The following is a 24,115-nucleotide window of genomic DNA, read 5'->3' as shown; positions in this document are numbered from 1 at the left end:
CGAGCGGCCGTAGGGCGCGAGTCGCACGCGCGAGGGACGCGGTGAGTGAGGGGCGACCGCAGGGAGCCCCGACCGAGCCGCGAGGCTGGGTAGGCGTGAGGTGCGGTGCTGTGCGGGGCGCGGGGCTTCGTGGGCGCTCGCGTCGGCCGTCGGGTTATGATCTCCTGAGTCCGACGCCGCGACACGGTCGAATCCGGACCGCTCACCGGCTCCGGAGTGTCACCACTGCGAGGAGGGCGGCAGTCGGAAGAGCGCGATCAACCGACTGAGCGCGTACACCGCGGCGTACAGGAACGCAGCCGAGGGCGCCGCGACGAGGAGCGCGAGGTAGGTCCCGAACGTGGCGGCACCGCCGATCGCTCGGAACCGACCCGTCTGACTCACGGCTCGAAGCCGGCCCCACCGGTGCGTCAGAGCCGCCAGCCCGCCGCCGAGAAACGTCCCGGCGACGATGGCGACGAGCGCGAGCGGCCCCGGAGACCGGAGCGAAGCGATAACGGCCGAGGGAGATTCGAATCGTCCCAAGACGACGGTGAGAAACGCAAACGCCAGGAGCGCGGCGCCGACCTGGAAGAGGTCCGCGGCCCGCCCGTCGATGGCACTCCTCGACGGAGCGGCGTCCGGGTCGAACAGCCGGCCCGACAGCCCGAACCCGACCAGCCCGAACAGGGCGACCGGCGCGCCGAGCGCGCCGCTCGCGCCCGGACCGCCGACCGACAGCCAGACGCCGAGCGGGACGAGGGCGAGGGACAGCCACCGACCGACCGCGACGCGGTCCACGCGTGGGACTCGCGCGCCCCCGACAAAAAGCGTGGTCACCGCGACGTCCGCGATCCGATCCCGCCGCCGCTTATAAACCCGCGACCCGATACTCGAAGCATGAACGGAGACGCCACGGTCGTCGGCGGCGGATTGGCGGGGCTGGTCGCGGCGAGGCGGCTCGCCGAGGCGGGCGCGGACGTGACGCTGTACGAGCGACGGCCCGGGGTCGGCGGCCGAGTCCGAACCGAGACGGTCGACGGGTTCACGCTCGACCGCGGCTTTCAGGTGCTCTTCTCCAGCTATCCCGGCGTCGACCGCGAACTCGGCGCGGACGGGCTCGACGCCCTCGACTTACGCACCTTCGCGCCCGGCGCGACGATCTGTCGGCCCGGCTCGCGCTCGGTCCTCGGCGACCCGCTCCGCGACCCGCGGTCCGCGGTCCCCTCCCTGTTGAACGACGAGGTCTCGTTCTCCGACAAGCTCCGGACGCTCGCGCTCCGGTACGACCTCGCGAACCGCGACGAGGCCGAGTTCTTCGCCGGCCCGGACGCGCCGATCCGCGAGTACCTCCGGGACTGGGGGTTCGCCGACGACTACGTCGAGAACTTCGTCGAGCCGTTCTACGGCGGGATCACCCTCGACCGCGCGCTGTCGACCTCGAAGCACGTCTTCGAGTACACGTTCCGCGCGATGGGCCGCGGGTCGATCGGCGTCCCCGCAGAGGGGATGGCCGCGCTCCCCGCCGCGCTCGCCGACCGCGCCCGCGAGGCGGGCGTCGAGATCCGGACCGGCGAGGACGTGGAGGCGGTCCGGACCGCCGGACAGGGCCGGATCCCGTTCCGGAGCGGTGCGGCCGACGCCGAGGGCGCCACCGTCGAGCTCGCGGACGGATCGACCCGCGAGACGGACGCGGTCGTCGTCGCGACCTCGCCGCCCGAGGCGCGGCGGCTCACCGACGTCGAGTCGGTCCCGACCGAAGGTGTGCCGAACACGACCGGCTGGTACGCGCTCCCCGCGGGCGAGTCGTTCGAGACGGGGAAACGGATCCTGCTCAACGCCGCGGGCGAGTCGCCGAACGCCGTGGTCCCGATGTCGGAGGTCGCGCCCGAGTACGCCCCGGGCGACCGCGCGCTGGTCGCCGCGACGTTCCTCGGCGAGGAGTCCTTGGAGCGCGACGACCGGGCCCTCCGCGCGGACGTCCGCGACGCGCTGGAGGCGTGGTTCCCGGACCGCGAGTTCGAGGGGGTAGAGACGCTCGACGTCCACCGGATCCGGTTCGCGCAGTTCGCGCAGCCGCCGGGCGTCCACGCCGACCTCCCCAGCGTCGACGACCCCGAGGGGCCGGTGACGCTCGCCGGCGACTACACAGAGTGGTCGTCGATCCAGGGCGCGCTCGAAAGCGGTCGGAAGGCGGCGAGCGCGGCGACCGAGTACCTGTAGGCCGGCGAACCCCGTCGAGAGGTTACGAGCCGTCGCCGGCGTCGTCGCCCGCGCGACGCCCGAGGCCGACGATCGCCGCGAGCACGGCCACGCCGATCGTCCACCGGGTGTTGTTCCGGAGTCCGATCCCGAACAGCAGCAGCGCGTTCGCCGCCAACAGGAGGAGGACGGCGTTCAGGCGGCGCCGGAGGGTCGAGTCGTCCATGCCGACTCGCAGGGGGCGAGGGCCCGATAGCGGTGGCGATCGCGGGACCCAGCCGACCGACCGCGCGCCCCTCGTCGAAGCGACCGGGTCGCCGCCGGCGTCACTCCTCGCGCGAGAACGCCCCCTCGCCGTGCTCCTCGACGGCGGCGAGCAGCCCGTCGCGCTGGCGGCGGACCTCGGGCGGGAGCTCGGCGGACGCGTGGTCGAACATGTCGCGCGGGTCGGCCTCGATCGACTCCGCGAAGTCGATGGCGTCGGCGACGACCTCGTCGGCCTCGTCGCGTATCGCCGCGACCCCCTCGTCGCCGATCCGCCCGGTCTCGCGCAGGAACGCCTCCGTGCGGTCGAGCGGGTCGAGCGCGCGCCACGGGTCCACGTCGTCGGGGTCGCGGTATGCGCCCGGGTCGTCGGCGGTCGTGTGCGCGCCGAAGCGGTACTCGACGAATTCGATGAGGACGGGGCGCGGCTCGTCCCCGCCGGCGCCGTCCGTCTCGCCTCGCGCGCGCTCGACGGCCTCCCGCGTGACCGCGTAGCTCGCGAGCGGGTCCATCCCGTCGACGCGGACGCCGTCGAAGCCGTAGGCGGTCGCCTTCGCCGCGAACGTGTCGCTCGCGGTCTGTCGCGACTCGGGGATCGAGATGGCCCAGCCGTTGTTGTGACAGCAGAACAGCGTCGGCGTGTCGAACACGCCCGCGAAGTTCAGCGCCTCGTGGAAGTCGCCCTCGCTGGTCGCGCCGTCGCCGAAGTGGCAGGCGACGACGCGGTCCTCGCCGCGGTGGTCGAACGCCCACGCGGCGCCGACCGCGTGCGGGAGGTGCGCCGCGATGCCGATGTTCAGCGGGAAGACGTTGCCCGCCGCGATCGCTTCCGTCCCGGACTCGTGGCCCATCCAGTAGGGGAGGTACTCGGCGAGGAGGTCGCGGACGACGACCGCGCCGTGCTCGCGGTACTGGTAGCTGATCAGGTCGTCGGCCGCGAGCGCGTGCGTCGAGCCGACCGCCGATCCCTCCTGGCCCGCGCAGGGCGCGTACGTCCCGATGCGGCCCTGACGCTGGAGGCTCACCGCGCGCTCGTCGAAGCGGCGCGTGACCACCAGGTCGCGGTAGATCTCGCGGAACCGCTCGTCCGACAGGTCCGGGACCGACGCGTCGGGGAGTGGACTCCCGTCCGGCCCGAGCACGCGGTAGAGGTCCTCGCCTGCGAGGGGGTCGGTCGCGTCGCCCCCGTCCGACGCGCCGGCGCCGTTCTCGTCCATGCGCGATCGGTGTGGCCCGTGGTCACAAGGAGTTAGCGGTCGCGGCGGCGCATTACCCGCCCGCGTGCCGCCGACGGACGAAGATCACCGGCGGACCGATCAGCGTTCCCGCGAGCGTCGGCAGCGCGAACACGAGGGCGACGATGAGCGGCGTGGGACCGCCGACCGGCTCAGGGCGTGATGACGGCGCGCCCGTCGATCTCCCGGTGTTCGAGCTTCTCGGCGACCGCGTTGATCTCGCCGAGGTCGTACCGGCTGGTGTGGAGGTCGACGTCGCCCTGCTCGACGAGCGCGACGAGCTCCTGGAGCTCGGCGTACCGGCCGACGATGTTGCCGACGAAGGAGAACTCGCCGTTCACCAGCGCCTGCGCCGGCTCGTGGACGTGGCCGCCGTACCCGATGATGTGGTGGTCGCCGCCGGCGGCGGTGATCTCGGGGGCGTAGGCGGTCGTCACGTCCTCGCCGACGAAGTCGAGCACCTGCGCCGCGCCGGTGCCGTCGGTAATTCCCTCGATTTCGGCCGCCACGTCCTCCTCGCTCGGGTTGATCAGGTGGTCGGCGCCGTAGCTGTCCGCGAGGTTCAGCGCCGACTCCTTGAGGTCGACCGCGGTGATCCGGGCCGCGCTCATCGCGTCGAGGCACTGGAGGCCGATGTGGCCGAGCCCGCCGACGCCGATGACGACGGCGTGGTCGCCGGGATTGAGGGCCGCGACGGCCTTCTTCGCGGCGTGGTACGCGGTGATCCCCGCGTCGGCGTGCGGGGCGATGTCGATCGGTTCGACGCCCGACGGCAGCGGGATCACCGAGCGCTCGCTGGTGTGGAGGTACTCGGCGAAGCCGCCGTCGGTCGTGAGCCCGTTGAACGCGTCGTTCTCGCAGTACATCGTCTCGCCGAGCCGGCAGGGCCGACACGTGCCGCAGGTCTGGACCGGGTGGCAGATCACCGGGTCGCCCGGCGAGACGAGGTCGACGTTGTCCCCCGTCTCGACCACGGTGCCGGCGTTCTCGTGTCCGAGGGTCATGGGCAGCTCCTGCGGGACGTACTCGGCCCACATCCCCTCGATGATGTGGTTGTCAGTCTGACACCACCCCGCCCCCTCGACCTCGACGATCACGTCGTCCGGACCGCTCGCAGTCGGGCAGTCGACCTCGTCGATCGTCAGTCCCTCGCTCATGTCGTCCGTGTACTCGTGGAGTCTCGCGGCTTCCATGCGTGAGAAACTCACGCGGAATTCACATAAACGTTCGTCGCAGACCTCGCGGGCGCGGCGGTGCCGCGCGTCGACCCACCCGGCAGGGCGGTCACAACAACCGGTCGAACTCGCCCAGCGGCGGGAACCGAAGCGCGCTCTCTGCGCCGTCGGCGGCGCCGGCGTCGGGGTCGTACACGACCGGCGCGAGCGCGGCCGCGTCGGTGACGAGCGGGGAGTCGAGCCCGGTCCGGACCGCGTCGTTGACCGGGACGCCCGCCGCCAGGCGCGTGAACGCGGGCAACACGAGGAGGTCGGCGCCGCGGTAGGTCCCGGCGCCGCTGAGGAAACAGGGGCGCCGGTCGCCCTCGATCTCGATCGTCGGGTGGACGTGGCCGATCACGTAGCGGTCGGCGGGCGCCGACGCGCGCCCGGCCGCGGGCGCCTCGTGGCCGTGCCGGACGACGGTCCGCGGCGCCCCGGCGGCCCCGCTGTCGGAGTCGTCGCCGTTCAGGACCGACTCCTCGCTGACCGGCCCGTCCCAGGCGTCGGCGAGCGCGACGTCGTGGTTGCCGGCGACGAGTTCGAAGGTCGCACCGCTCGCCTCGCAGCGGTCGCGGAGCGCGTTCAGGGTCCCGCGGGCCCTGTCGGTCACCCGGTCGAAGGTGTGGACCGCGTCGCCCGCGACGACGACCGTCTCGGGGTCGAACCGGTCGAGGAGCGCGTCGAGGCGGTCGGCGAGGTCCGCTCGCTCGCCCAGCGGGAGCGAGACGGCCGAGGCCTCGCCGCGGCCGACGTGGAGGTCGGCGAGGACGAGCGCGTCGTGGGCGCGGAGGTAGACCGCTCGCTCCGCGAACGCGGCGTCGGCGAACGCGGTCGGGCCCGCGGCGTCGGGGCGGCGGTCGGTCACCGGCCGTACCCGGCCGAGGGCTCGCGGCGCGCGCCGCCGCGGTCCGCCGGCCCGCCGTCGGCGTGGTTGCGGGCGGTCGCGTACGCCTCGCGGACGCGGCGGAACGACTCCTCGTCGCCGCCCTGGTCGGGATGGGTCTCCTTGACGCGCTCGCGGTAGGCGCCCTTCACCGCGTCGAGGTCGGCGTCGCGGTCGAGGCCCAGCTCGTCGAAGGCGTCGCCGACGGGGTCGGGCCGGCCGGCGGTCCCGGTCGCGGGACCGAACCGGTCGCCGCCGAAGCGCCCGGCGTGCCCCGCGCTCGACCCGGCGGACTCGCCGGTCGCCCAGTCGGGCTCGTCGACGTCGAACGGGAGCCGGCGACCGAGCCCGCGGCCCGGCATCTCGTGCTCGCAGAGGACTGTGTAGACGCCCTCGCCCTCCAGCCGGAAGTAGTCGTGCGCGTCGAAGGTGATGGCGACGCCGCGCTCGGGCAGGTAGAAGGGGACCGTCACCTCGTCGATCGCGTGATCCTCGGCGAAGCGCTCGCCCGCCGCCTCCAGGTACGTCCGGATCTCGCGGCGGCGGCGCTCGTCGCCCGCGGCGCCGCGGCGACCCGTCGCCGCGGCCGGGGCCGGCACGAACCGGTCCCCGAGGTAGAACGCGAGCGCGACGAGCGCGGTGGCGACGGCCCCGAGGCCGACCCCCCAGAGGACCCACCGCGGCACCAGCGTCGTGAGATCGGCGAACACACCCGTCGTAGCGGCTCCGCGGTAATCAACCTCCCGCCGGAGCGGGGGCTACGGGACGGGAGCGGTGCGGCGAGAAGAGGCGTTTCGCGGGACCGGCCGACTCAGATCATCCCCTTCGACTCGAGCCCGTCGAGGATGTCGTCGACGAGCTCCTCGGCGGTGTCGTAGGGGAACTCCTGTTCGCTGCCGAGCTTCGCGGCCATCTCCATCGCGGTGAAGCTCACGTCGCCGGCCTCGAACTTCGTCGCCGGGCCGTCCGGCAGCGCCGGGACGAGGTCCATCTGGTTCTGGACGGGGAAGTCGGCGCCGCCGAAGGCCTCTAAGAACTGTTCGCGGAGTTCCGCTTTCACGTCGCTCATACACGTCCAATCCCGCGAGCGCCCGCAAAAGGGTTGCGGAACAACGATAAACATATTTACGGTTGAATACTCGCCCCCGAAGGGCGACGGTCGTGCCGGATCCTGCGGACCTTTGTCGCTGGCGCGGCCACGTGCCGACATGCCACGCGAGTTCGACTTCGACTTCGACCTGCTCCGAGAGCTGACCGAGGCCCGCGGCGTCCCCGGCTACGAGGACGACGTCCGCGAGGTCGTCCGCCGCGAGTTCGCCGAGAGCGTCGACCGCGTCCGGACGGACGCGATGGGCAACGTCGTCGGCACGGTCGAGGGCGACTCGGACTACTCGGTCGCCGTCGCCGCCCACATGGACGAGATCGGGTTCATGGTCCGCCACGTCACCGACGAGGGGTTCGTCCAGGTGGACCCGCTCGGCGGGTTCGACGCCCGCGTCCTGCGCGCCCAGCGCGTCACCGTCCACGGCGACGAGGACCTGACGGGCGTCATCGGCTCGGTCCCGCCGCACACGCTCACGGAGGAGCAGAAGGAGAAGGACGACGAAGTGAAGGACGTGTTCATCGACCTCGGGCGCGAGGCCGAGGCGGTGGAGGAAGCGGTGAGCGTCGGCGACCTCGTCACCCTCGACCAGACCACGACGCGGATGGGCGACCGGGTCACGGGGAAGGCGCTCGACGACCGGATCTGTGTGTTCGCGATGCTGGAGGCCGCCCGGCGCATCGAGGACCCCGACGTGACGATCCACTTCGCGGCGACGGTCCAGGAGGAGGTCGGCCTCCGGGGGGCGCGGGCGCTCGGCGTCGACATCGACCCGGACCTCGCGGTCGCCCTGGACGTGACCGTCGCCAACGACGTGCCGCAGGTCGGCGACCCCGCTGACGCCGTCACGGAACTCGGCGAGGGGACGGCGGTGAAGCTGAAGGACTCCTCGGTGATCACCAGCCCGAAGGTCCACGCCCGGCTCACCGAGGTGGCCGAAGGCGAGGGGATCGACCACCAGCACGAGGTGCTGCCCGCGGGCGGCACCGACACCGCGGGGTTCCAGAACACGGCGGGCGCGAAGCCCGTCGGGGCCCTCTCGATCCCGACGCGGTACCTCCACACCGTCACCGAGACCGCGGACGGCGGCGACGTCGAGGCGACGATAGACCTGCTGACGGCTTTCTTAGAGACCGAGACCGGCGAACACGACTACACGCTGTAAGCGCGTCGTGCGCCGCGCCGGCGCGGGTCAGTCGTCGCTCGGGACGGCCGGGCCCGGGTCGCTGGCCGCGCGGTGGGCGCCCCGCGCCTGCCACGCGAAGCCGACCGTCGCGAACGCGATGAACCCGGCCGCGAGGAGGAACCCGGCTTCCGTGCTCGTCCCGTCCATCGTGACGCCGACCAGCACCGGCCCGACGACCTGGCCGACCTTCCACGAGACGGACCGGAGGCTCATCGCGCTGGCGACGGAGTCGTACGCCTCGCCCTCGCTGACGAACAGCGACATGCTGGCCGGGAGGCGTATCGAGTCGGCGATCCCGAGGAGCGAGTAGGCGCCGAACAGCGCGAAGAAGGCCCCGCCGAGCGTCTGCGAGTCGCCGAGGTACGAGACGGTGACGGGCGAGAGGGTCCCCTCGAAGTACGCCGCGAGCGGGATGGTCGCGGTGCCGACGCCGTACAGGAGCGCGCCGACGGCGACGAACAGGTACGTGCGCTCGTAGCGGTCGGTGAGGTCGCCGACGAACCCCTGCGTGAGCGCCTTCGTCAGCTTCCCGCCCGCCATGATCCAGCCGATGGCGAACGCCGAGATGCCGAACGTCGTCCGCGCGTAGATGGGGAGGAAGATGATCACCGCCATCTTCCCGACGCTGAACGTGAACCGGAAGAAGACGAGCGCGCGCAGCATCGGGAGCCCGAGCAGCGACCGGAACGTCTCGATCCCCCCCGCGTCCTCGGGGTCCTTCTGCCCGCCGGGGTTGTCGCGCAGGAACGCGAACACCAGGGCGAACGCCGCGAGCGTGACGAGCGTCAAGACGAGGTACGTCTCGGAGAACCCGTAGGCGTACAGGAGGTAGCCGCCGACGAGGTCGCCCGCGAGCGACGAGAAGGAGGCGAACTGGTTGTACGAGCCCAGCCACCGCCCCTGCTCGTCGTCCGGGCTGATCTCGCCGATCACCGTCGCGCCCGTGATCCAGAGGACGCTCGCGCCGAGGCCCTGGACCATCCGCACGAGGACGATGTGGACGGAGCTGTCGACCAGCGCGAAGCCGACGAAGACGGCGACGTTGATCAGGAAGCCCCCGAGCAGCCACCGCTTCGCGTTCCCGGTGTCGACCTTCCGCCCCAGCGGGAGGACGATGACCAGCTGAACGATCGCGAACGCGGTCCCGAACAGCCCCTCGATGAACCCGGTGGTCCCGAAGAGGTCGGCGTACAGCGCGAGGGCGATGAGGATCGTCGAGTACGCCTGACTGCGCGCGAACGCGGTCCCGGCGAGCGCCGCGAACTCGCGGTCCCCGAGCAGCCGTACCGAGTTGCCGAACTTCGCCACGGTCGTCTCCGATCCGAGCCAAGGGGATCCCGAGAAAAAAGCGCCGTCGATCCGGCGGTCCGCGTGGGGTTGTCGGTTCGACGGGACGACGGAGGTCGACCGCATCTGGGCGAACCGCGTTCCCGAATAGAAACAACGACCGATTACTTCTTACCGAAGTGTGTACGATTCTGACTACATTACGCATGCGCCGTCGACAGTACCTGCGGGCGCTCGGCCTCGGCGGTGCCGCCTCGCTGGCCGGCTGTACGACCCGGGCCGAGGAGCGCCCCGCCGACCGCGGCACGGTGACGCTCGCGGCCGCCACGACGGCGTACGACAGCGGGCTGCTCCCCGTCCTGAACCGGGGGTACGCCGACCGGTTCGGGGCGCGGGTGGAGTCGGTCGTGCGCGGGACGGGCGCATCGCTGCGGACCGCCCGGGACGGCGACTGCGACGCCGTGCTCGTCCACGCTCGCCCGCTGGAAGACGAGTTCCTCCGGGGGGGACACGGGATCAACCGACGGCGGGTGATGGTCAACGACTTCCTGGTCGTCGGGCCGCCCGACGACCCCGCGGGCGCCGCGGGAGGCGATCCGGTGGCGGCGTTCGAGGCCGTCGCCGACGCGGGAGCGACGTTCCTCTCGCGCGGCGACCGCTCGGGGACCCACATCCGCGAGCGACGGATCTGGGACGAGGCGGGCGTCGACCCCGGCGGCGAGTGGTACCTCGAAACCGGTCAGGGGATGGGCGACACGCTGATCGCCGCCCGGCAGTCGGGCGCGTACACGCTCGTCGACCGCGGCACCTTCCTCGCCGTGGGCGGCGACGGCGCCCTGGCGCGGCACGTCGACCGCGGCATCGACGACCCGCCGCCGCTCCTCCGGAACGAGTACGCCGTCATCCCGGTCAACCCCGCGCGACACGACGCGGCGTACGCGCTCGCCATGTCCTACGTCGGCTACCTCACCGGCCCCGGACAGTCGCGGATCGCGGAGTTCCGGGTCGACGGCGAGCGGGCGTTCCGCCCGCTCGCCCGCTCGGCCGACCCCGAGTTCGACCAGTACGTGCCGAGCGACTGGTCGGAGTAGCGTGGAGCCAGAGGATTGAGGTGCCACGGCGGAGTACACGAGCGCGCATGTCTCCCCGCTCGCGTCGCTCCCTCCTCGCGACGGTCGCGACCGGACTCGCCGGTGGCGTCGCCGGTTGTAACGCCCGTCTCGACGACGCGCTCGTCGGCGCCCCCGCCGGTCCGACTCGCCGACCTCGACCCGCTCTACGTCGCCGACGGCGTGTCGCTGCCCGACGGCGCGGAGCCACTCACCGTCGGGGACCCGACGGGCGGCCGGCTCGCCCTGTTTCCGGCGACGGACCCGGACCGAGACGAGGCGCTTGCCGCGTTGCGAGGGGCCACGCCGGTCGCGGTCGTCGGCCGCGACGCGCAGGCGACGCTGGCGGCGCTCTGCGCGGAAGACGGACGAGCGTACGGCCTCGCCGGCGAGAGTTGGGAGCCGACGACGCGCGTCGCTGCCGTAGTCCCGTACGGTGAGGTCCTCGCCACGCATGTCTTCGAGGGCGTCGGCGTGCCGGGCGGTCTCCCGGACGCGCTCGACCGCATCTTGAACCCGCCCCACGCAGCCTGCGAGGTAGATCCGGAGCTTCCGGGGTACCCGAACGGGTTCGACGACCGGGGGCGGGCGCTCGGCACCGCGTACGTCCACGGCCGCAACGAGGCGGGACGCTTCACCCGCCGGGACGCCCTTCGGATCGCCCCCGGGCCGGACCGCACGCGGGTGGTACTCTCGATGCGGGGAACAATTCAGGACCGCGGGGGCGTCGACAGCAGTGGTGACCGCTACGACGCCGACCGAATTCGGCTGGTCGCGTCGTTCGACGACCCGCTCCACTCGACCGCGCCGCCGACGGGCGAGACCGACGGGCTGACGGTTCGACGCGAGGAGGACGGGAGCGACGACGCGGTCGACCACAGGTTCGAGTCCACCAGCGACCGCACGCGCCGCGGCTTCACCGCCTGCCAGCGCTCGCTTTTGACTCCGACCGGGACGCCCGACCCGTTCTCGTACGTCGCCAACGCTCGGTTCGGGTGGCGCGACGCGCGGCTCCTCCGCGAGGACGACCACTGGCATCACCACACGCCGGGGCAGGCCGTTTGGTACCCCGACGGCGGTCCACAGAGTTGAGACGGCGCAGCGTCGGCGAAGCCTAGTCGTGCCGGAAGCAGCGCGACCCGGTGAACGCCATCGCCATGTCGCGCTCGTCGGCTGCGGCGATCACGTCCTCGTCGTTGACCGAGCCGCCGGGCTGGATGACGGCCTCGACGCCCGCGTCGGCCGCCTCCTCGATAGCGTCCGGGAACGGGAAGAAGGCGTCCGAGGCCATCACGGCCCCCTCGGCGGACTTGCCCTCGGCGTCCTTCTCGGCCTTCATCGCCGCGAGCGTCACGGCGTCGACACGGGAGACCTGCCCCATGCCGACGCCGACCGTCTCGGTGCCGGTCGCGAAGAGGATGCCGTTCGACTTCACGTGTTTCAGCGTCTTCCACGCGAACAGCATCGTCTCGACCTGCTCGTCGGTCGGCTCGCGCTCGGTGACGACCTCAAGGTCCGCGGCCGTCGGGGACTGCCGGTCCCGCTCCTGGACGAGCCGGCCGCCGACGATCGGTTTCTCCGTGAACCGCTCCGAGAAGCGGTCGTCGCCGTCGCCGAGCGGCCCCACGTCGAGCACGCGCAGGTTCCCTTTGTCGCGGAGCACGTCGAGCGCGCTGTCGGTGTAGCCGGGCGCGACGACGACCTCCTTGAACGAGTCGGCGACCGCGGTGGCGGTGTCGGCGTCGCACTCGCGGTTCAGCGCGACGATGCCGCCGAAGGCCGACTTCGCGTCGGTGCGCAGCGCGCGGTCGTAGGCGTCGGCGAGGTCCGAGCCGACCGCACAGCCCGCGGGGTTCGTGTGCTTGATCACCGCGGCCGCCGGCTCGTCGAACTCCTTGACGAGGTCGAGCGCGGCGTCGGCGTCGTTGTAGTTGTTGTACCCCATCCCCTTCGCGCCGGGGTTCAGCTGGTCGGCCTTGACGACGCTCGCCTCCTCGCAGCCGTCGTCGACGTAGAGGGCGGCGTCCTGGTGCGGGTTCTCGCCGTAGCGCAGCGACGCGGACCGCTCCTCGGAGACGAACCGCCGCTCCGGGAAGTCGCCGCCCACGTCGCCGTCGACCGCGACGCCGACCGGCTCGCCGTCGGCGTCCCGCTCGACGGTCACGCGGTCCTCGGCGAACCAGCGGACCGCCCGCGGGTACGCCGTGAACTCGGCCTCGCGGAGGACGCGCGCCTTCAGCGAGTCGGCGTCGTCGTCCTCGTACACCGGGATCGGCTCCTGAGTGACGACGGGGCCGGCGTCGACCTCCTCGGTGACGACGTGGACCGTACAGCCGGTCGTCCGGACGCCGGCGTCGAGGACCTGCTCGTGGGCGTCCGTCCCGGGGAACGACGGGAGCAGCGACGGGTGGACGTTCAGCGTCGTCGGGAGGGCGTCGAGGAACTCGTCGGTGAGCACGCGCATGTAGCCGTCCAGGCAGACGAGGTCCACGTCGTAGTCCGAGAGCCGCTCGACGATCCGGCGCTCGTGTGATGCGCGCGACTCCCCCTCCTCGCGCTCGACGACCTCGGTCGGGATCCGGCGCTCGGTCGCGGCGCCCAACACGGGCGCCTGCTCGCGGTTCGTCAGGACGACCGACAGCTCCGCCCCGCCGGGCGCGGCGTCGGCGATGTGTCTGAGGTTCCGTCCCCGGTTGCTCGCGAGTCCCGCGATCTTCATACGCGAACGTCCGACCGATCGGGTATATCGATTGCGGTCCGCGCCGCGTGTGTGTACACGATCGGGGATCGGAGAGTGGTTTTGGGGCGGTTCGAGGCGGATTCGGATCCACGTCCGTGCGACACCCTATCGACACGCTTTTGCTGGCTCCGGGGGCAGTCGCGGGCATGACCGACGATGCCATCTCGGGGCTGTCACGGTCGGACCCGCTCGCGGCCGTCTCACCGCTCGACGGCCGCTACGCCGGCCGAACGGCGCCGCTGTCTCCGTACGCGAGCGAGGCCGCGCTGATGCGCGCCCGGACCCGCGTCGAGGTCGAGTACCTGGTCGCGCTGGGCGCGCTCTCGGCGACGCCGATCGGCTTCGACGAGGCGACCGAGGCGGCGCTCCGGGAGCTGTACGAGGGGTTTTCGGCGGAGGACGCGCGCCTGATCAAGGCCCTAGAGACCGAGGGCGCCGAGGGGTACGACGCGACCAACCACGACGTGAAGGCGGTCGAGTACTTCCTCCGCGTCCGGCTGGCCGAGGTCGCGGAGGCCCCCGACGCGCCCCTCGACGACGCCGAGCCGCTGTACCCGTGGATCCACTTCGGGCTCACCAGCGAGGACGTGAACAACCTCGCGCACCGGCTCCTCGTCGAGGACGCGGTGAGCGAGGTGATCGTCCCCGCCGTCCGCGAGGTGCGCGACGCCCTCGCCGAACTGGCCCGCGAGCACCGCGACACCCCGATGCTGGCGCGCACCCACGGCCAGCCCGCGACGCCGACCACCTTCGGCAAGGAGATGGCCGTGTACGCGGCGCGGCTGGGCCGCGCGCTCGGGCGGGTCGTCGTCGCGAACGGCGACCTCTCGGGGAAGCTCGCCGGCGCCTCGGGCACCTTCGCGGCCCACGACGCCGCCTACCCCGACGTCGACTGGCGGGCGTTCTCCGCGTCGTTCGTGCGCGGGCTCGACTTGGAGCACACCGCGCTCGCGACGCAGGTGAACCCCTGCGACGACCTCGCGGCGCTGTTCGACGCGCTCCGTGGCGTCAACAACGTCCTCCTCGATTTAGACCTCGACGCCTGGCTGTACGTCTCCGACCGCTACCTCGGCCAGGAGGCCGTCGAGGGCGAGACGGGCTCGTCGACGATGCCGCACAAGGTGAACCCGATCGACTTCGAGAACAGCGAGGGGAACCTCTCGAAGGCGAACTCGGACCTCACCTTCCTCGCCGACTACGTGACCGCCTCCCGGCTCCAGCGCGACCTCTCCGACTCCACCGTCAAGCGCAACGTCGGCGCCGCGCTCGCGCACTGCCTGATCGGCTACTCGAAGGCGGCCGACGGGCTCGGGAAGGTCGTCCCGAACGAGGCTGTCATGCGCGAGGAGCTGGACGCGACCCCCGAAGTGATCGGCGAGGCGGTCCAGACGATCCTCCGCCGCGAGGGCGACACCGAGGCCTACGAGCGCGTGAAGGCGCTCTCGCGCGGCCGGTCGGTGACGCTCGACGACTTCCGCGAGCTGTTCGACGACCTCGACGTCGACGAGTCGGTCCGCGCGGAGCTGAACGCGCTCACGCCGGCCGGCTACACGGGCGTCGCCGACGCGCTCGCGGACGAACTCGGCGACGGAGAGGACGATGACGACGGGTCCGCTTAGCGACGGCACAAGACGTTTACTCCTCGGCCGAGCAGGAGGGACCGATGCCCTCCGAAACCGACAACACGGAGTACTCCGTCTTCGGCGGCGACGAATCGACGGACGAGAGCGAGCGCGATGACGGCGGGTCGCCCGCCGGCCGCGGCGAGGCGGCGACCGACGACCGGCCGCAGTCACTCGGCGGCGGCGAGGACGGCTGCCCGAAGTGCGGCGGCACCGAGACCGAGACGGACGAGATAGCCACCAGCGGCACGGGACTCACCAAGATGTTCGACGTCCAGAACCGACGGTTCGTGGTCGTCTCCTGCGCGGAGTGCGGCTACTCCGAGCTGTACAAGGGCCAGTCGTCCGGCAACGCGATCGACTTCTTCCTCGGCTGAGTCGGCTCCCCGCGGCGGGCCGACCGCCGTCGAGCGATCGATTTTTGTCGGGCGGCGAACCAGTCGGGATATGGTCTCCCTCCGACCGCTGGCAGCCCTCCCGGTCGTCGGCGTCGTCGCCGACGGCCGCACGTATCGCCGCCTGCTGTACCTGCTGATCGCGGTCCCGCTTTGGGTCGTCTACTCGGGGTTCGTCACGTTCGCGCTCGCGTTCGGGCTCGTCTTCTCTGTCGTCCTCGTCGGGGTCGGCGTCCTGATCGGGGCCGTCGTCGCCTCGCGGATCGCCGCCGGGCTCGAACGGTGGCTGGCGAACAGCCTGCTCGGCACCGACCTGGTCGCGCCGGACGACCTCCAGGCCCCGGCGACCGACGGCTCCGCCGGTGCGGTCGCGACCGTCGGGGCGTACCTGTCGGCGCCGTCGACCTGGCGGGGGCTCGGGTTCGTCTCGCTGAAGTTCTGGGTCACGGTGCTGGCGCTCGCGCCGCTCGCCGTCCTCGCGCGGTCGCTCGCGCTCGTCGGCGCCCCGGTTCGATACCCCTACGCGCCGCAGTTCGGCGAGGTGAACGGCGAGCCGGCGGTGTGGGCGATCGACACGGCCCCGGAGGCCGCCCTCGCGACGGGCGTCGGGGTCGTCGGCCTGCTCGTCGGCCTCCACCTGACGAACCTGATCGCGGGCGGCGCCCGGCTGATGGCCGTCGCGCTGCTCGGGGAGAGCGACGAGTCGGACGGCGGGGACGACGGCGACCGGGTCACGGTCGAGCGCGACGGCGACCGCGAGGTGGCTGACGACCCCGACGGGAGCGACGACCGCGGCGCCGACAGCGACGGCGAGCCGGACGCCGACGGCTTCCAGTTCGACGCCGACCCGGCCGACCCCGACCCGGACCCGGACGACCGCGGCTGACCCGCCCGGAGCGCTTATTCGCCTCCGAGCGTCAGGACGGGTATGGCTCCGACGCTCGTGAGCGCGGCCGTCGGGGCGCTGCTCGCGGCCGCGCTGCTGGGCGGCGCGTTCGACCGGCGGACGGTCGCGGTCGTCGTCGCGGCCGCGCTCGTCCCCTCCCTCGACGCGGCCGCGAGCCTCGTCGTCCCGGGCGCGACGAACGCCCTCCTCCACGCCGTCTGGGCGCCGCTGCTCGTCGGCGCGGCGGTCTACTGGGACGCGTCGCTGCGCCCGGCGTCGGCGCTCCGCGACCGGTTCGGTCGCCGCGGCGTGCGGGTCGCGTGGGTCGCGCTCGCGTCGCTCGTCGTCGCCGGCATCGGGTCCGCGCTGTTCGCCGGCGAGGGGGCGGCGCTCCTGTACCCGCTGGAGGACGCGCGATACGTCGTCCGCGGGCGGCTCGTGTTCTCGACGCAGGAGGGGGTCGTCCAGACGTTCCTCGCGCTCGGCGGCGACGGGTCCGGCGTCCTGCCGCTCCGGACCGCCGGCGGCGCGGTCGCGGACCCGGTCGCCTCGTGGGTCAACCCCGACGGGCGCCCCGGCCTCGACCCGGCCGCGGACCGCGAGTTCCGGTTCGTCGACGGCGGGTGGCAGTTGGTCGTCGCCGCCGCGGCGGCCGCGACGCTCGCGGTCCGCTTCCGGCGTGGCGGCGAGGCGACGGACGCCCCGGAGGTGCCCCGCTGAATGCCCTCGACGGTCGTCCACGCCGGGCTCGCGCTGCTGCTCGCGGCCGGGCTGCTCGGCGCGTACTACGACCGGCGGGCGCTCGCGGTCCTGCTGGTCGTCCTCGTCCTCCCGGAGGCGGACAGCTTCCTCGGCGTCGTCATGGAGGGCGCGCACCGCACCGTCGGGCACAACTTCGTCCTCCCCAGTGTCGGCGCACTGGCGCTGTACTACGACACGCGCGTCCGAGAGCGGTCGCTGGTTCGCGAGCGGCTCTCGCCGCGGTGGGTCGCCGTCGCGTGGGTCGCCCTCTTCGTCCACGTCTTCGCGCACGTCGCGATCGACTGGACCCACCTCGACGGGGTCAACGCCCTCTGGCCGCTCCGCGACCGCTTCTTCCAGCTGGACGGCCAGATCCTCTACTCGACGGCCGACGGGGTCGTCCAGACGTTCGTCGACGTGCGGATCGACCCGGAGACGGGGAGCCGGACCGTCGACGCGGGCGCGGGCGGCACCAGCGAGTCGGTCCACGTCGACAACCCGGTCCAGCCGCGCGACCCCGACCTCGACGTCGCGGAGCCGGTCGACCGCCGGTTCCCGGTCGCGAACAGCGGGTGGCGGCTCTACCTGATCGGGCTGGGTCTGTTCGCGCTCGGCGCTCGGCGCCTCCAGGGCGACGGCGTCGGCGACGACCCCTGACGGACGCGCGAAATCCGACCGACGGCGACGCCCCTAACATGGTATGACCGCAGGGTAAACGTGGTCGGCCGCCTATCACGACGTAATGTCACCCCAACCGGACGCGGGGCGGTCGGACGCGGGCGAGCCGCTCGCCGGCGAGTCCATCGCGGTCGTCGGCGCCGGCTTCGGCGGCCTCGCTGCGGCCAGCCACCTCGCCGACGCGGGTGCGGACGTGACGCTCTTCGAGCGGAACGACCACCCCGGCGGGTACGCCGGACGGATCGAGCGCGACGGGTTCCGGATCGACACCGGGCCCTCGTGGTACCTCATGCCGGAGGTGTTCGACCGCTTCTTCGAGCACTTCGGGCGCTCGACCGGCGACTACTACGAACTGATCGAACTCGATCCGCTGTACGAGGTGATCTGGAAGGACGGCGACCGCGCGTCGATGCCCGCCGACCGCGAGGGGCAGAAGGCGCTGTTCGAGTCCTACGAGTCGGGCGCGGGGGAGGTCCTGGACGACTACCTCGCGGACGCGGCGGAGGCGTACGAGCTGGGCATGGACCGGTTCGTCTACCCGAGCCGCTCGCGGCTCCGCGACATGGTCGACGCCGACGTGCTCCGGTCCGGCCGCGCGCTCCCGAAGCTCCGGGGGATGGACGACTACGTCGGCGACTACTTCGACAGCGAGAAGCTCCGCCAAATCGCGGAGTACAAGCTCGTCTTCCTCGGCGGCTCGCCGTACAACACGCCGGCGATCTACACGCTGATGAGCCACGTCGACATGAACCTCGGCGTCTACCACCCGGTCGGGGGGATCGCGAGCGTCGTGGACGCGATGGCCGACCTCGCCGGGGAGCTCGGCGTCTCGATCCGGACGAGCGAGCCGGTGACCGCGATCGAGCCGTCGGTCCCGGCGTCGGTCCCGAAGTTCACCGTGGAGTCGGCGCCCCGCGAATCGGGCGCGTCGCCCCGCTCGGCCCGCTTCGACCGCGTCGTGGCGAACGCCGCCCCGCCCCACGTCGAGCGCGAGCTCCTCCCCGCCGGGACCGTCGACCGCGAGTCGTACTGGGAGTCGCGGACGTACGCGCCCTCGGCGTACCTCTCGTACATCGGCGTCGAGGGCGAGGTGGACTTAGACCACCACACGCTCGTGTTCCCGACCGACTGGCGGCCGCACTTCGACGCCATCTTCGACGAGCCGGGGTGGCCGGACGACCCCGCGTACTACGTCCACGTCCCCTCGAAGACGGACCCGGAGGCGGCGCCCGAGGGCCACGAGGCCGTCTTCCTGCTCGTGCCGCTGGCCGCCGGGCTGGAGGACGGCCCGGAGACGCGCGAGCGGTTCCGCGACCTGGTGTTCGACGACCTCGCCGAGCACGCCGGCGTCGACTTCCGCGACCGGATCGTCTTCGAGGAGACGGCCTGCGTCTCCGACTTCCGGCGGCGGTTCAACGCGCCCCGCGGCACCGCGCTGGCGCTGTCGCACACGCTCGGCCAGACCGGCCCGCTCCGGCCGGCGCACCGCGCGCCCGGCGTCGACGGCCTCTACTACGTCGGCGCGTACACGAACCCCGGCATCGGGATGCCGATGTGCCTCCTCAGCGGCGAACACGTCGCCGAGGCGGTCGTCGAGGACGCGACCGGGAGCGGCGCGTTCCCGTCGGTCGTCCCCACGTCGACGCTGCGGTGAGCGGCGAGGACGAGCGCTCGCTCACTCGACGCCCGCGTCCGACCCCTCGATCGGCCGCGGCTCCTGCGCGGCGACCCAGTGCGTGACGGTTCCCGCGTCGCCGAACAGCGGCCGCAGCGTGACCCGGTTCGCGAACGGGGCGCCGTCCCGGCGGCGGTTGCGGAGCTCGACGGTGACCGCCGACCACGTCGACAGCGCCTCGCGGAAGTCCGCGCGGGCGCCCTCGTCGGCGTCGGGGCCCTGAAACAGTCGTGGGTTCCGGCCGCGGAGCGCGTCGAGCGGGTACCCGGTCCGCTCGCGGAACCAGCGGTTGACGTAGACGATCGGGGTGTCACGGTACGCCGGACCGGTGAGCGTGAGTCCGATCGGCGCGTCGTCGAGCGCCCCGAGTCGGTCGACGAAGCGCGCCTCGCGCTCCGTCCGGTCGTCGGGGTGATCGACCGGCGTCGGGGCCCTCCCGAGCGCGAGGTCGTACTCGTCGAGAAGCGCCGCGAGCGCGGGCCGGAACGAGCCGCGGTCGGCGTCGACCGCCGCGAGCACGTCGCGTCGGAGCGTCACGGATCCGGTTCGCGACCGATCGACAAGGCGGTGTCGTTTCGGCGACGAGCGGCCCGCACGCGGAATCCACGTCGGGGCGCGCCGCGGCGAGGCGAGCCCGTCCGACCGCTCATCTGGTCGCCGGCTGAAACGACGGTTATGTGTCTCCGGTTCCGAGGTCCAGTAACGATGCGTCACGCCAGCGCCGCACTCGTCGCCGCGCCCGCGTCGCTCGGTCACGACGAGCGCGGCGAGGTCTGCTTCGCCGACGGCGGCGGGTCCTGTACGGTCGACGGCGAGTACTATGTGCAACAGGAGGTGCGGTCGGAGGACGTGGCCGGAATAGTCTCCGAGCGGCGAGCTACTCGCGATAGCGCGCTTCGAGCGCCGCGGTCAAGTAGACGTACCGACCTTACTGACACGGATTCAGACAGCGAAAGAGTCCGAACCTGTGCGCATACTACCTCTCACGTTCGTTCGAGGTAGTATGCGCGGGACCGGATTCGAACCGCGAGGATTCGCTTCGCTCGTCTTCTGGGTTACAAATCCGCTCCCGCTCCTTCGCTCAGTCGCTACGCTCCTTCGCTCAGTGCGCGGGACCGGATTTGAACCGGCGGACCCCTACGGGATAGCGTCCTAAGCGCTACGCCTTTGGCCTGGCTCGGCAACCCGCGCGCAAACCATCGTACGCGGAACCGAGTCAAGAACCTGACGAACCGACAGCGGCGATACGATTCGTCAATATCGTGCGGTGGCGCGTGCCCGCGAGCGGCCGGAGCGAAGCGGAGGCCGCGAGGAGCACGCGCGAGGGAGTCGCTGGCGCCGCCGGAGCCAGCAACGAGGCTGGGGAGGCGTGAGGCCGCTGTGCGGGGCTTCGGGAAGCGGTCGCCGCCGAGCGACCAGCAGAATTCACTTCGAACCGGTCACGAATCGCTCCCTACTCGACGTATCAGCAGTACTTGCAGTCGCAGTAGACTTCACACACCGGGTTGTCGCAGTCCGCGCCCCGAGCCGAACAGTGCTCGCGACCGTGCCGAATCAACAACACGTGAAGCGGGTAGATCAGCTCGTCGGGCACCTGCGCGTCCAGTTCCTCGTGGGCGCGCTCGTTCGAGGCCGACTCCGAGACGAGCCCGAACCGCTTCGAGACGCGCTCGACGTGGGTGTCGACCGCCATCGTCGGCTTCCCGAAGTGGAAGTTCAACACGACGCTGGCGGTCTTCGGCCCGACGCCTTTGATCTCCGTCAGCCACGCCTTCGCGTCGTCGGTCGCCATCGCGTCGAGGAACGCGAGCGAGTACGCGCCGCCGGTCTCCTCGCGGATCGCGGTCAGCGCACGCTGGATGCGCGCGGCCTTCTGGTCCGGCAGCCCGGCCACTCGGATCGTCTCGCGCAGCTCCTCGTGGTCGGCGGCCTCGATCGCCGCGAAGTCGTCGTACCGCTCGAACAGCGCCTCGGCGGCCCGTCGCGTGTTCTCGTCGGCGACGTTCTGCGAGAGGATCGTCGTCACCAGTTGCCGGACGCCCTCGCCCGGCTCCGCGGTCGGGTCCGCGCCGTGTTCGGCGACTCGGTCGACCGGGTCGTACAGCTCGACGAGGTCGTCGTGAAGCGCGCGGACCCGCGTCTCGTCCCACGTCTGCGTCGACATACGCGCGCTACGTGCGCGTGCGACTTGAGACCGGCGACCGCGGGGAACTCAACGGCGGCGACCGCGGGCGACTCCGGGGCGCCGACGCGGACGTTTATATCCCTCCCTCGACTACCTCGCCGCGTGTACCGGGCGAGCGACCGAGTCGACAACGAGGCGTGGATCGAACTGCTCGACGAGGCGTGCGCCTCGCTCGACCTCGACGACGAGACGCGCTCGACCGCGGTCGACCTGTTCCTCTCGCGCGCCCCCGACGACGACCGCGGGAAGCGCGTCGCGGCCGCCGCCAGCCTCTACGCCGCCGGACTGATCCGCGGCGAGGAGCGCTCGCAGTCGGCGGTCGCCGACGCGATGGACGTCTCCCGGCTCTCGGTCCAGAAGCGCTGGAAGCCCATCCTCGAAGACGCCGGCTTCTCGCCTCCGTCGTGGTGAAACGGCGGTGAATTGCGGTTTAGAACCCCCTCGACGCGTTTCCTATCAGAACCTTCACCGGCGACAGTTTTATTAGCAAACGTAAAGTGTCTTTTACTGTAAAGCGAGTTTTACATGCGGTTCTCGCTCGCTTTACTCCCACCATGAGCGAACACACCGCCTCCGCGACGACTCGGCCCTCCACCAGAAAACGGTACAAGCGCATCGCCTACGGACTGCTCGGCGCCGGTATTCTCGCCCTGTGGATCGGCATCGCGGTCGACCGCTTCGTCCTCGGCGTCGCTCTGTACTGGGCCGGCGGCCTCGGTATGGGGCTGGTCCAGCGGTTCAGCCCGGTCGAACTGTACGACGAGCGCGACAACGCTATCGAGCGCAAAGCCAGCCAGAACACGCTGAACGTCTTCGCGTACCTCTTCGTCCTCGGCGCGCCGGGCGGACTCGCCTTACACGAGAGCGGCGTCGTCACGCTCTCGGGCGAGTTCTACGGCGCGATGCTGACGCTCTTTGGAGTGTACGTCGTGTTCGGCGTGTCTATCTTCTACTACAAGCGGACCGCATGAGAAACGACATCCCCGAGCGGCGCGAGGAGACCGGCGAGAGCCAGGCCGACCTAGCCGCCGCCGTCGACGTCACTCGCCAGACGATCAACGCCATCGAACGCGAGCGCTACGACCCGTCGCTGGAGCTCGCCTTCGAGCTCGCCGACCACTTCGGCTGTCGGATCGAGGACATCTTCGAACCGGCGGAGTGACCGACTGCCGCGGCGCGGCTACTTCGGCGTCGCCACCACGCCGAGGTGGTCCTCGTGGAACCGGTCGAGCCGCCGCGTCTCCAGGACCTCGTACGCGTCCCGAAGGCGGTCGAGCGCGCCCTCGAACACCTCCTCCGGCGCCGCGGTCACGTCCTCGCTGCGCGCCTTGACCGCGAGCAGCAGCCGGCCGTCGTCGGCGAGGAACCGCGCGTTGCGGACGGCCACGTCGGCCTGCCCGCGCGTGGCAACGTCCTGGACGACCGCGTCGACGTCGGCCTCGACCACGTGCGCGTACGTCTCGGGCCGCCGGGCGTCCTTGAGCAGCGGGAAGAGTCGGTCGCGCGGTTCGGCGGCGTCGAGCAGGTCCCGCGCCGGCCGCGGTGCGAATTCGACCGCGTACGTCGGCCCGGCGAAGTCGGCGACGTGGCTGACGGTCGTCCCGCTCGCGGCGCCGAGGTAGAGGACCGTCTCCCCGCCCGCGAGCCCGGTCTCCAGTCCCAACTCCAGCATCCCGCCGAGCTTCGACCGCTCGGGCTCCCACGCGCGCCAGCCGTCCGCCGTCGGCTCGCCGTACACCGGCTCGCCGCGGGTCGCGAGCCGCTTCTCGCCGGCTATCTCGCGGCGCTCGACGCCGTCGGGAAGAGACGGCTCACTCATGGTCGGCCTCCCCCTCGCTCGCCGCTCCGTTGCCGTCGCTCTCGGCGCCCTCGTCTGCCCGGGCTCGGATCGTCGCCATGCGCTCTCGGAGGTCCTCGTGAAGCTGCGCCCGTCGCTCGCCGGCGTAGTGGTCGGCCCGCGCCGCGAGCGACAGCTTCCCGGCGAGCGCGCGCGCCGCGGAGCCGCGGTCCGCCGGGCGCGTGCCGCGGACGAACTCGTGCGTGTAGATGATCCCGTGTTTCGGCGAGGGGGCCCGCCCCGAGAGGTGCGCGAACAGCGCGTCCTCGGCGCCGAGCACCTGGACCGTCCCCGACGGCTTCTTCGCGAGCGACTCCAGCCCGCCCGCGAGCGCGATCAGCCGCGCGGCGAGCTCCGGCCCGGCCATCTCGGTGAGGTTCGGCGCGACCGCGGGCGCGATCCGACCGATCGTCGCCGCGAGTTCGGCCCGCTCGTCGTCCAGGTCGGCGGCGCGCGCCGCGAGCGACACCGCCCGCCGCTCGACCTCGCTCTCCGGCTCGCGGGCCGCGATCGCTCGGGCGCCCTCGACGCCGGACCCCACGTCGTCGAAGAGGCTCCCGGCCCACTCGACGGCGCGTTCGGCGAGCTCGTTGGCCACGCGCTCCGCGTCGTCCATCGCCCGGACCGCGTGGATCAGCTGCGCGTCGTCGGCGCGCTCCCGCTCGCGGACCGCCTCGCGGGCCGCCGCGACGCTCGCCTCGTGGAGCCGGTCGTAGTAGTCGTCGGTCGAGTCGGCGAACCCCGACTCGACGGCGAGGGCCGGCCAGTCCCGGGGCCGGTCGGCCTCGCCGTTCGCGAGCCGGTCGCGGGCGGCGTCGGCCGCGTCGCCCGCGTCGGACCGCGAGAACCACCCCGCGTCGGCGTCGGTGTCGGTCATCGGCCGTCGCTACTC

26 protein-coding genes and 1 tRNA gene are annotated in these 24,115 nt (G+C 72.2%); 13 read left to right on the top strand and 14 right to left on the bottom strand.

What is annotated here, in order from left to right; genetic code table 11:
* Positions 1 to 219: 219 nt before the first annotated feature.
* Positions 220 to 780, bottom strand: a complete 561-nt coding sequence (locus DVK06_RS01875) for a hypothetical protein (RefSeq protein ID WP_121599092.1) — start codon at positions 778 to 780, stop codon at positions 220 to 222.
* A 99-nt stretch (positions 781 to 879) separates the two neighbouring features.
* On the opposite strand from DVK06_RS01875, the gene DVK06_RS01870 reads away from it, so the two are divergent.
* The gene (locus DVK06_RS01870) at positions 880 to 2,202 is read left to right on the top strand and encodes an NAD(P)/FAD-dependent oxidoreductase (RefSeq protein WP_121599091.1); all 1,323 of its coding nucleotides are present in this window, start codon (positions 880 to 882) and stop codon (positions 2,200 to 2,202) included.
* A gap of 22 nt (positions 2,203 to 2,224) precedes the next feature.
* On the opposite strand, the gene DVK06_RS01865 is transcribed toward DVK06_RS01870, so the two are convergent.
* The 6 genes from DVK06_RS01865 to DVK06_RS01840 form a co-directional block, all read right to left on the bottom strand.
* Positions 2,225 to 2,407, bottom strand: coding sequence for a hypothetical protein (locus DVK06_RS01865; protein ID WP_121599090.1), 183 nt, complete (start codon positions 2,405 to 2,407; stop codon positions 2,225 to 2,227).
* Between the two features lie 100 nt (positions 2,408 to 2,507).
* The gene (locus tag DVK06_RS01860) at positions 2,508 to 3,662 is read right to left on the bottom strand and encodes a thiamine pyrophosphate-dependent dehydrogenase E1 component subunit alpha (protein ID WP_121599089.1); all 1,155 of its coding nucleotides are present in this window, start codon (positions 3,660 to 3,662) and stop codon (positions 2,508 to 2,510) included.
* 170 nt (positions 3,663 to 3,832) lie between these two features.
* A complete protein-coding gene (locus DVK06_RS01855) occupies positions 3,833 to 4,873 on the bottom strand; it encodes an NAD(P)-dependent alcohol dehydrogenase (RefSeq protein WP_121599088.1) in 1,041 nt (346 codons plus the stop codon).
* Between the two features lie 91 nt (positions 4,874 to 4,964).
* Complete coding sequence (locus DVK06_RS01850; protein ID WP_121599087.1) at positions 4,965 to 5,762, bottom strand: metallophosphoesterase; 798 nt, start codon at positions 5,760 to 5,762, stop codon at positions 4,965 to 4,967.
* On the bottom strand, positions 5,759 to 6,490 hold the full coding sequence (locus DVK06_RS01845) for a J domain-containing protein (RefSeq protein ID WP_053772328.1): 732 nt from the start codon (positions 6,488 to 6,490) through the stop codon (positions 5,759 to 5,761). The genes DVK06_RS01850 and DVK06_RS01845 overlap by 4 nt, the downstream gene beginning before the upstream one ends.
* 101 nt (positions 6,491 to 6,591) lie before the next feature.
* A complete protein-coding gene (locus DVK06_RS01840; protein ID WP_053772327.1) occupies positions 6,592 to 6,849 on the bottom strand; it encodes an MTH865 family protein in 258 nt (85 codons plus the stop codon).
* 139 nt (positions 6,850 to 6,988) lie between these two features.
* Here DVK06_RS01840 and DVK06_RS01835 point away from each other — a divergent pair, with 139 nt between their 5' ends.
* Entirely contained in the window at positions 6,989 to 8,047 is a 1,059-nt protein-coding gene (locus tag DVK06_RS01835) for a M42 family metallopeptidase (RefSeq protein WP_121599086.1), read from the top strand.
* Positions 8,048 to 8,074: 27 nt separating this feature from the next.
* Here DVK06_RS01835 and DVK06_RS01830 read toward each other — a convergent pair whose 3' ends face one another.
* Positions 8,075 to 9,376, bottom strand: a complete 1,302-nt coding sequence (locus DVK06_RS01830; RefSeq protein ID WP_121599302.1) for an MFS transporter — start codon at positions 9,374 to 9,376, stop codon at positions 8,075 to 8,077.
* 185 nt (positions 9,377 to 9,561) lie between these two features.
* On the opposite strand from DVK06_RS01830, the gene DVK06_RS01825 reads away from it, so the two are divergent.
* Together DVK06_RS01825 and DVK06_RS01820 are read left to right on the top strand one after the other, a co-directional pair.
* Entirely contained in the window at positions 9,562 to 10,446 is an 885-nt protein-coding gene (locus tag DVK06_RS01825; RefSeq protein ID WP_121599085.1) for a substrate-binding domain-containing protein, read from the top strand.
* A 102-nt stretch (positions 10,447 to 10,548) separates the two neighbouring features.
* On the top strand, positions 10,549 to 11,556 hold the full coding sequence (locus DVK06_RS01820) for a hypothetical protein (RefSeq protein ID WP_121599084.1): 1,008 nt from the start codon (positions 10,549 to 10,551) through the stop codon (positions 11,554 to 11,556).
* Positions 11,557 to 11,578: 22 nt separating this feature from the next.
* Here the strand turns inward: DVK06_RS01820 and purN are convergent, their stop codons facing one another.
* Positions 11,579 to 13,183 (bottom strand): phosphoribosylglycinamide formyltransferase, encoded by a 1,605-nt coding sequence (gene purN / locus DVK06_RS01815; RefSeq protein WP_121599083.1) that lies wholly within the window; start codon positions 13,181 to 13,183, stop codon positions 11,579 to 11,581.
* Between the two features lie 167 nt (positions 13,184 to 13,350).
* On the opposite strand from purN, the gene purB reads away from it, so the two are divergent.
* From purB to DVK06_RS01785, 6 genes are all read left to right on the top strand, one after another.
* Complete coding sequence (purB, locus tag DVK06_RS01810) at positions 13,351 to 14,823, top strand: adenylosuccinate lyase (RefSeq protein ID WP_121599082.1); 1,473 nt, start codon at positions 13,351 to 13,353, stop codon at positions 14,821 to 14,823.
* A gap of 44 nt (positions 14,824 to 14,867) precedes the next feature.
* Positions 14,868 to 15,203: a zinc ribbon domain-containing protein gene (locus DVK06_RS01805; protein ID WP_121599081.1), complete on the top strand. Its 336-nt coding sequence runs from the start codon at positions 14,868 to 14,870 to the stop codon at positions 15,201 to 15,203.
* 70 nt (positions 15,204 to 15,273) lie between these two features.
* Positions 15,274 to 16,107 (top strand): sensor domain-containing protein, encoded by an 834-nt coding sequence (locus tag DVK06_RS01800; protein ID WP_121599080.1) that lies wholly within the window; start codon positions 15,274 to 15,276, stop codon positions 16,105 to 16,107.
* Positions 16,108 to 16,149: 42 nt separating this feature from the next.
* The gene (locus DVK06_RS01795; protein WP_121599079.1) at positions 16,150 to 16,827 is read left to right on the top strand and encodes a hypothetical protein; all 678 of its coding nucleotides are present in this window, start codon (positions 16,150 to 16,152) and stop codon (positions 16,825 to 16,827) included.
* The gene (locus DVK06_RS01790; RefSeq protein WP_121599078.1) at positions 16,828 to 17,505 is read left to right on the top strand and encodes a metal-dependent hydrolase; all 678 of its coding nucleotides are present in this window, start codon (positions 16,828 to 16,830) and stop codon (positions 17,503 to 17,505) included.
* A gap of 85 nt (positions 17,506 to 17,590) precedes the next feature.
* Positions 17,591 to 19,180 carry an NAD(P)/FAD-dependent oxidoreductase gene (locus DVK06_RS01785; protein WP_121599077.1) on the top strand — a complete coding sequence of 530 codons (1,590 nt, stop codon included), beginning with the start codon at positions 17,591 to 17,593 and terminating at the stop codon, positions 19,178 to 19,180.
* A 21-nt stretch (positions 19,181 to 19,201) separates the two neighbouring features.
* On the opposite strand, the gene DVK06_RS01780 is transcribed toward DVK06_RS01785, so the two are convergent.
* From DVK06_RS01780 to nth, 3 genes are all read right to left on the bottom strand, one after another.
* On the bottom strand, positions 19,202 to 19,738 hold the full coding sequence (locus DVK06_RS01780) for a PAS domain-containing protein (protein ID WP_121599076.1): 537 nt from the start codon (positions 19,736 to 19,738) through the stop codon (positions 19,202 to 19,204).
* A gap of 569 nt (positions 19,739 to 20,307) precedes the next feature.
* Positions 20,308 to 20,392 (bottom strand) — tRNA-Leu (locus DVK06_RS01770).
* A 274-nt stretch (positions 20,393 to 20,666) separates the two neighbouring features.
* Positions 20,667 to 21,365 carry an endonuclease III gene (nth, locus tag DVK06_RS01765; RefSeq protein WP_121599074.1) on the bottom strand — a complete coding sequence of 233 codons (699 nt, stop codon included), beginning with the start codon at positions 21,363 to 21,365 and terminating at the stop codon, positions 20,667 to 20,669.
* Between the two features lie 123 nt (positions 21,366 to 21,488).
* On the opposite strand from nth, the gene DVK06_RS01760 reads away from it, so the two are divergent.
* From DVK06_RS01760 to DVK06_RS01750, 3 genes are all read left to right on the top strand, one after another.
* Positions 21,489 to 21,797, top strand: coding sequence for a hypothetical protein (locus tag DVK06_RS01760; RefSeq protein ID WP_053772314.1), 309 nt, complete (start codon positions 21,489 to 21,491; stop codon positions 21,795 to 21,797).
* Between the two features lie 143 nt (positions 21,798 to 21,940).
* Positions 21,941 to 22,357 (top strand): DUF2178 domain-containing protein, encoded by a 417-nt coding sequence (locus DVK06_RS01755; RefSeq protein ID WP_121599073.1) that lies wholly within the window; start codon positions 21,941 to 21,943, stop codon positions 22,355 to 22,357.
* Positions 22,354 to 22,548: a helix-turn-helix transcriptional regulator gene (locus tag DVK06_RS01750; RefSeq protein ID WP_053772312.1), complete on the top strand. Its 195-nt coding sequence runs from the start codon at positions 22,354 to 22,356 to the stop codon at positions 22,546 to 22,548. The genes DVK06_RS01755 and DVK06_RS01750 overlap by 4 nt, the downstream gene beginning before the upstream one ends.
* Positions 22,549 to 22,566: 18 nt before the next feature.
* Here DVK06_RS01750 and DVK06_RS01745 read toward each other — a convergent pair whose 3' ends face one another.
* Entirely contained in the window at positions 22,567 to 23,205 is a 639-nt protein-coding gene (locus tag DVK06_RS01745) for a fibrillarin-like rRNA/tRNA 2'-O-methyltransferase (protein WP_121599072.1), read from the bottom strand.
* Positions 23,198 to 24,100, bottom strand: a complete 903-nt coding sequence (locus DVK06_RS01740) for an NOP5/NOP56 family protein (protein WP_121599071.1) — start codon at positions 24,098 to 24,100, stop codon at positions 23,198 to 23,200. Before DVK06_RS01740 ends, DVK06_RS01745 begins: the two co-directional genes overlap by 8 nt.
* Positions 24,101 to 24,115 lie beyond the last annotated feature (15 nt).

Origin of the sequence: Halorubrum sp. Atlit-28R (genome assembly GCF_003665955.1) — an archaeon.
Lineage (GTDB): Archaea > Halobacteriota > Halobacteria > Halobacteriales > Haloferacaceae > Halorubrum > Halorubrum tropicale.
This window is presented reverse-complemented; position numbering and strand designations above follow the sequence as displayed.

Bases quoted from the DNA above. Each gene is read 5' to 3' on its own strand.
- DVK06_RS01870 (WP_121599091.1), top strand. From the start codon at position 880: ATGAACGGAGACGCCACGGTCGTCGGCGGCGGATTGGCGGGGCTGGTC.
- DVK06_RS01865 (WP_121599090.1), bottom strand. From the start codon at position 2,407: ATGGACGACTCGACCCTCCGGCGCCGCCTGAACGCCGTCCTCCTCCTG.
- DVK06_RS01860 (WP_121599089.1), bottom strand. From the start codon at position 3,662: ATGGACGAGAACGGCGCCGGCGCGTCGGACGGGGGCGACGCGACCGAC.
- DVK06_RS01855 (WP_121599088.1), bottom strand. From the start codon at position 4,873: ATGGAAGCCGCGAGACTCCACGAGTACACGGACGACATGAGCGAGGGA.
- DVK06_RS01840 (WP_053772327.1), bottom strand. From the start codon at position 6,849: ATGAGCGACGTGAAAGCGGAACTCCGCGAACAGTTCTTAGAGGCCTTC.
- DVK06_RS01835 (WP_121599086.1), top strand. From the start codon at position 6,989: ATGCCACGCGAGTTCGACTTCGACTTCGACCTGCTCCGAGAGCTGACC.
- DVK06_RS01825 (WP_121599085.1), top strand. From the start codon at position 9,562: ATGCGCCGTCGACAGTACCTGCGGGCGCTCGGCCTCGGCGGTGCCGCC.
- purN (WP_121599083.1), bottom strand. From the start codon at position 13,183: ATGAAGATCGCGGGACTCGCGAGCAACCGGGGACGGAACCTCAGACAC.
- purB (WP_121599082.1), top strand. From the start codon at position 13,351: ATGACCGACGATGCCATCTCGGGGCTGTCACGGTCGGACCCGCTCGCG.
- DVK06_RS01805 (WP_121599081.1), top strand. From the start codon at position 14,868: ATGCCCTCCGAAACCGACAACACGGAGTACTCCGTCTTCGGCGGCGAC.
- DVK06_RS01800 (WP_121599080.1), top strand. From the start codon at position 15,274: ATGGTCTCCCTCCGACCGCTGGCAGCCCTCCCGGTCGTCGGCGTCGTC.
- DVK06_RS01795 (WP_121599079.1), top strand. From the start codon at position 16,150: ATGGCTCCGACGCTCGTGAGCGCGGCCGTCGGGGCGCTGCTCGCGGCC.
- DVK06_RS01790 (WP_121599078.1), top strand. From the start codon at position 16,828: ATGCCCTCGACGGTCGTCCACGCCGGGCTCGCGCTGCTGCTCGCGGCC.
- DVK06_RS01785 (WP_121599077.1), top strand. From the start codon at position 17,591: ATGTCACCCCAACCGGACGCGGGGCGGTCGGACGCGGGCGAGCCGCTC.
- nth (WP_121599074.1), bottom strand. From the start codon at position 21,365: ATGTCGACGCAGACGTGGGACGAGACGCGGGTCCGCGCGCTTCACGAC.
- DVK06_RS01755 (WP_121599073.1), top strand. From the start codon at position 21,941: ATGAGCGAACACACCGCCTCCGCGACGACTCGGCCCTCCACCAGAAAA.
- DVK06_RS01750 (WP_053772312.1), top strand. From the start codon at position 22,354: ATGAGAAACGACATCCCCGAGCGGCGCGAGGAGACCGGCGAGAGCCAG.
- DVK06_RS01745 (WP_121599072.1), bottom strand. From the start codon at position 23,205: ATGAGTGAGCCGTCTCTTCCCGACGGCGTCGAGCGCCGCGAGATAGCC.
- DVK06_RS01740 (WP_121599071.1), bottom strand. From the start codon at position 24,100: ATGACCGACACCGACGCCGACGCGGGGTGGTTCTCGCGGTCCGACGCG.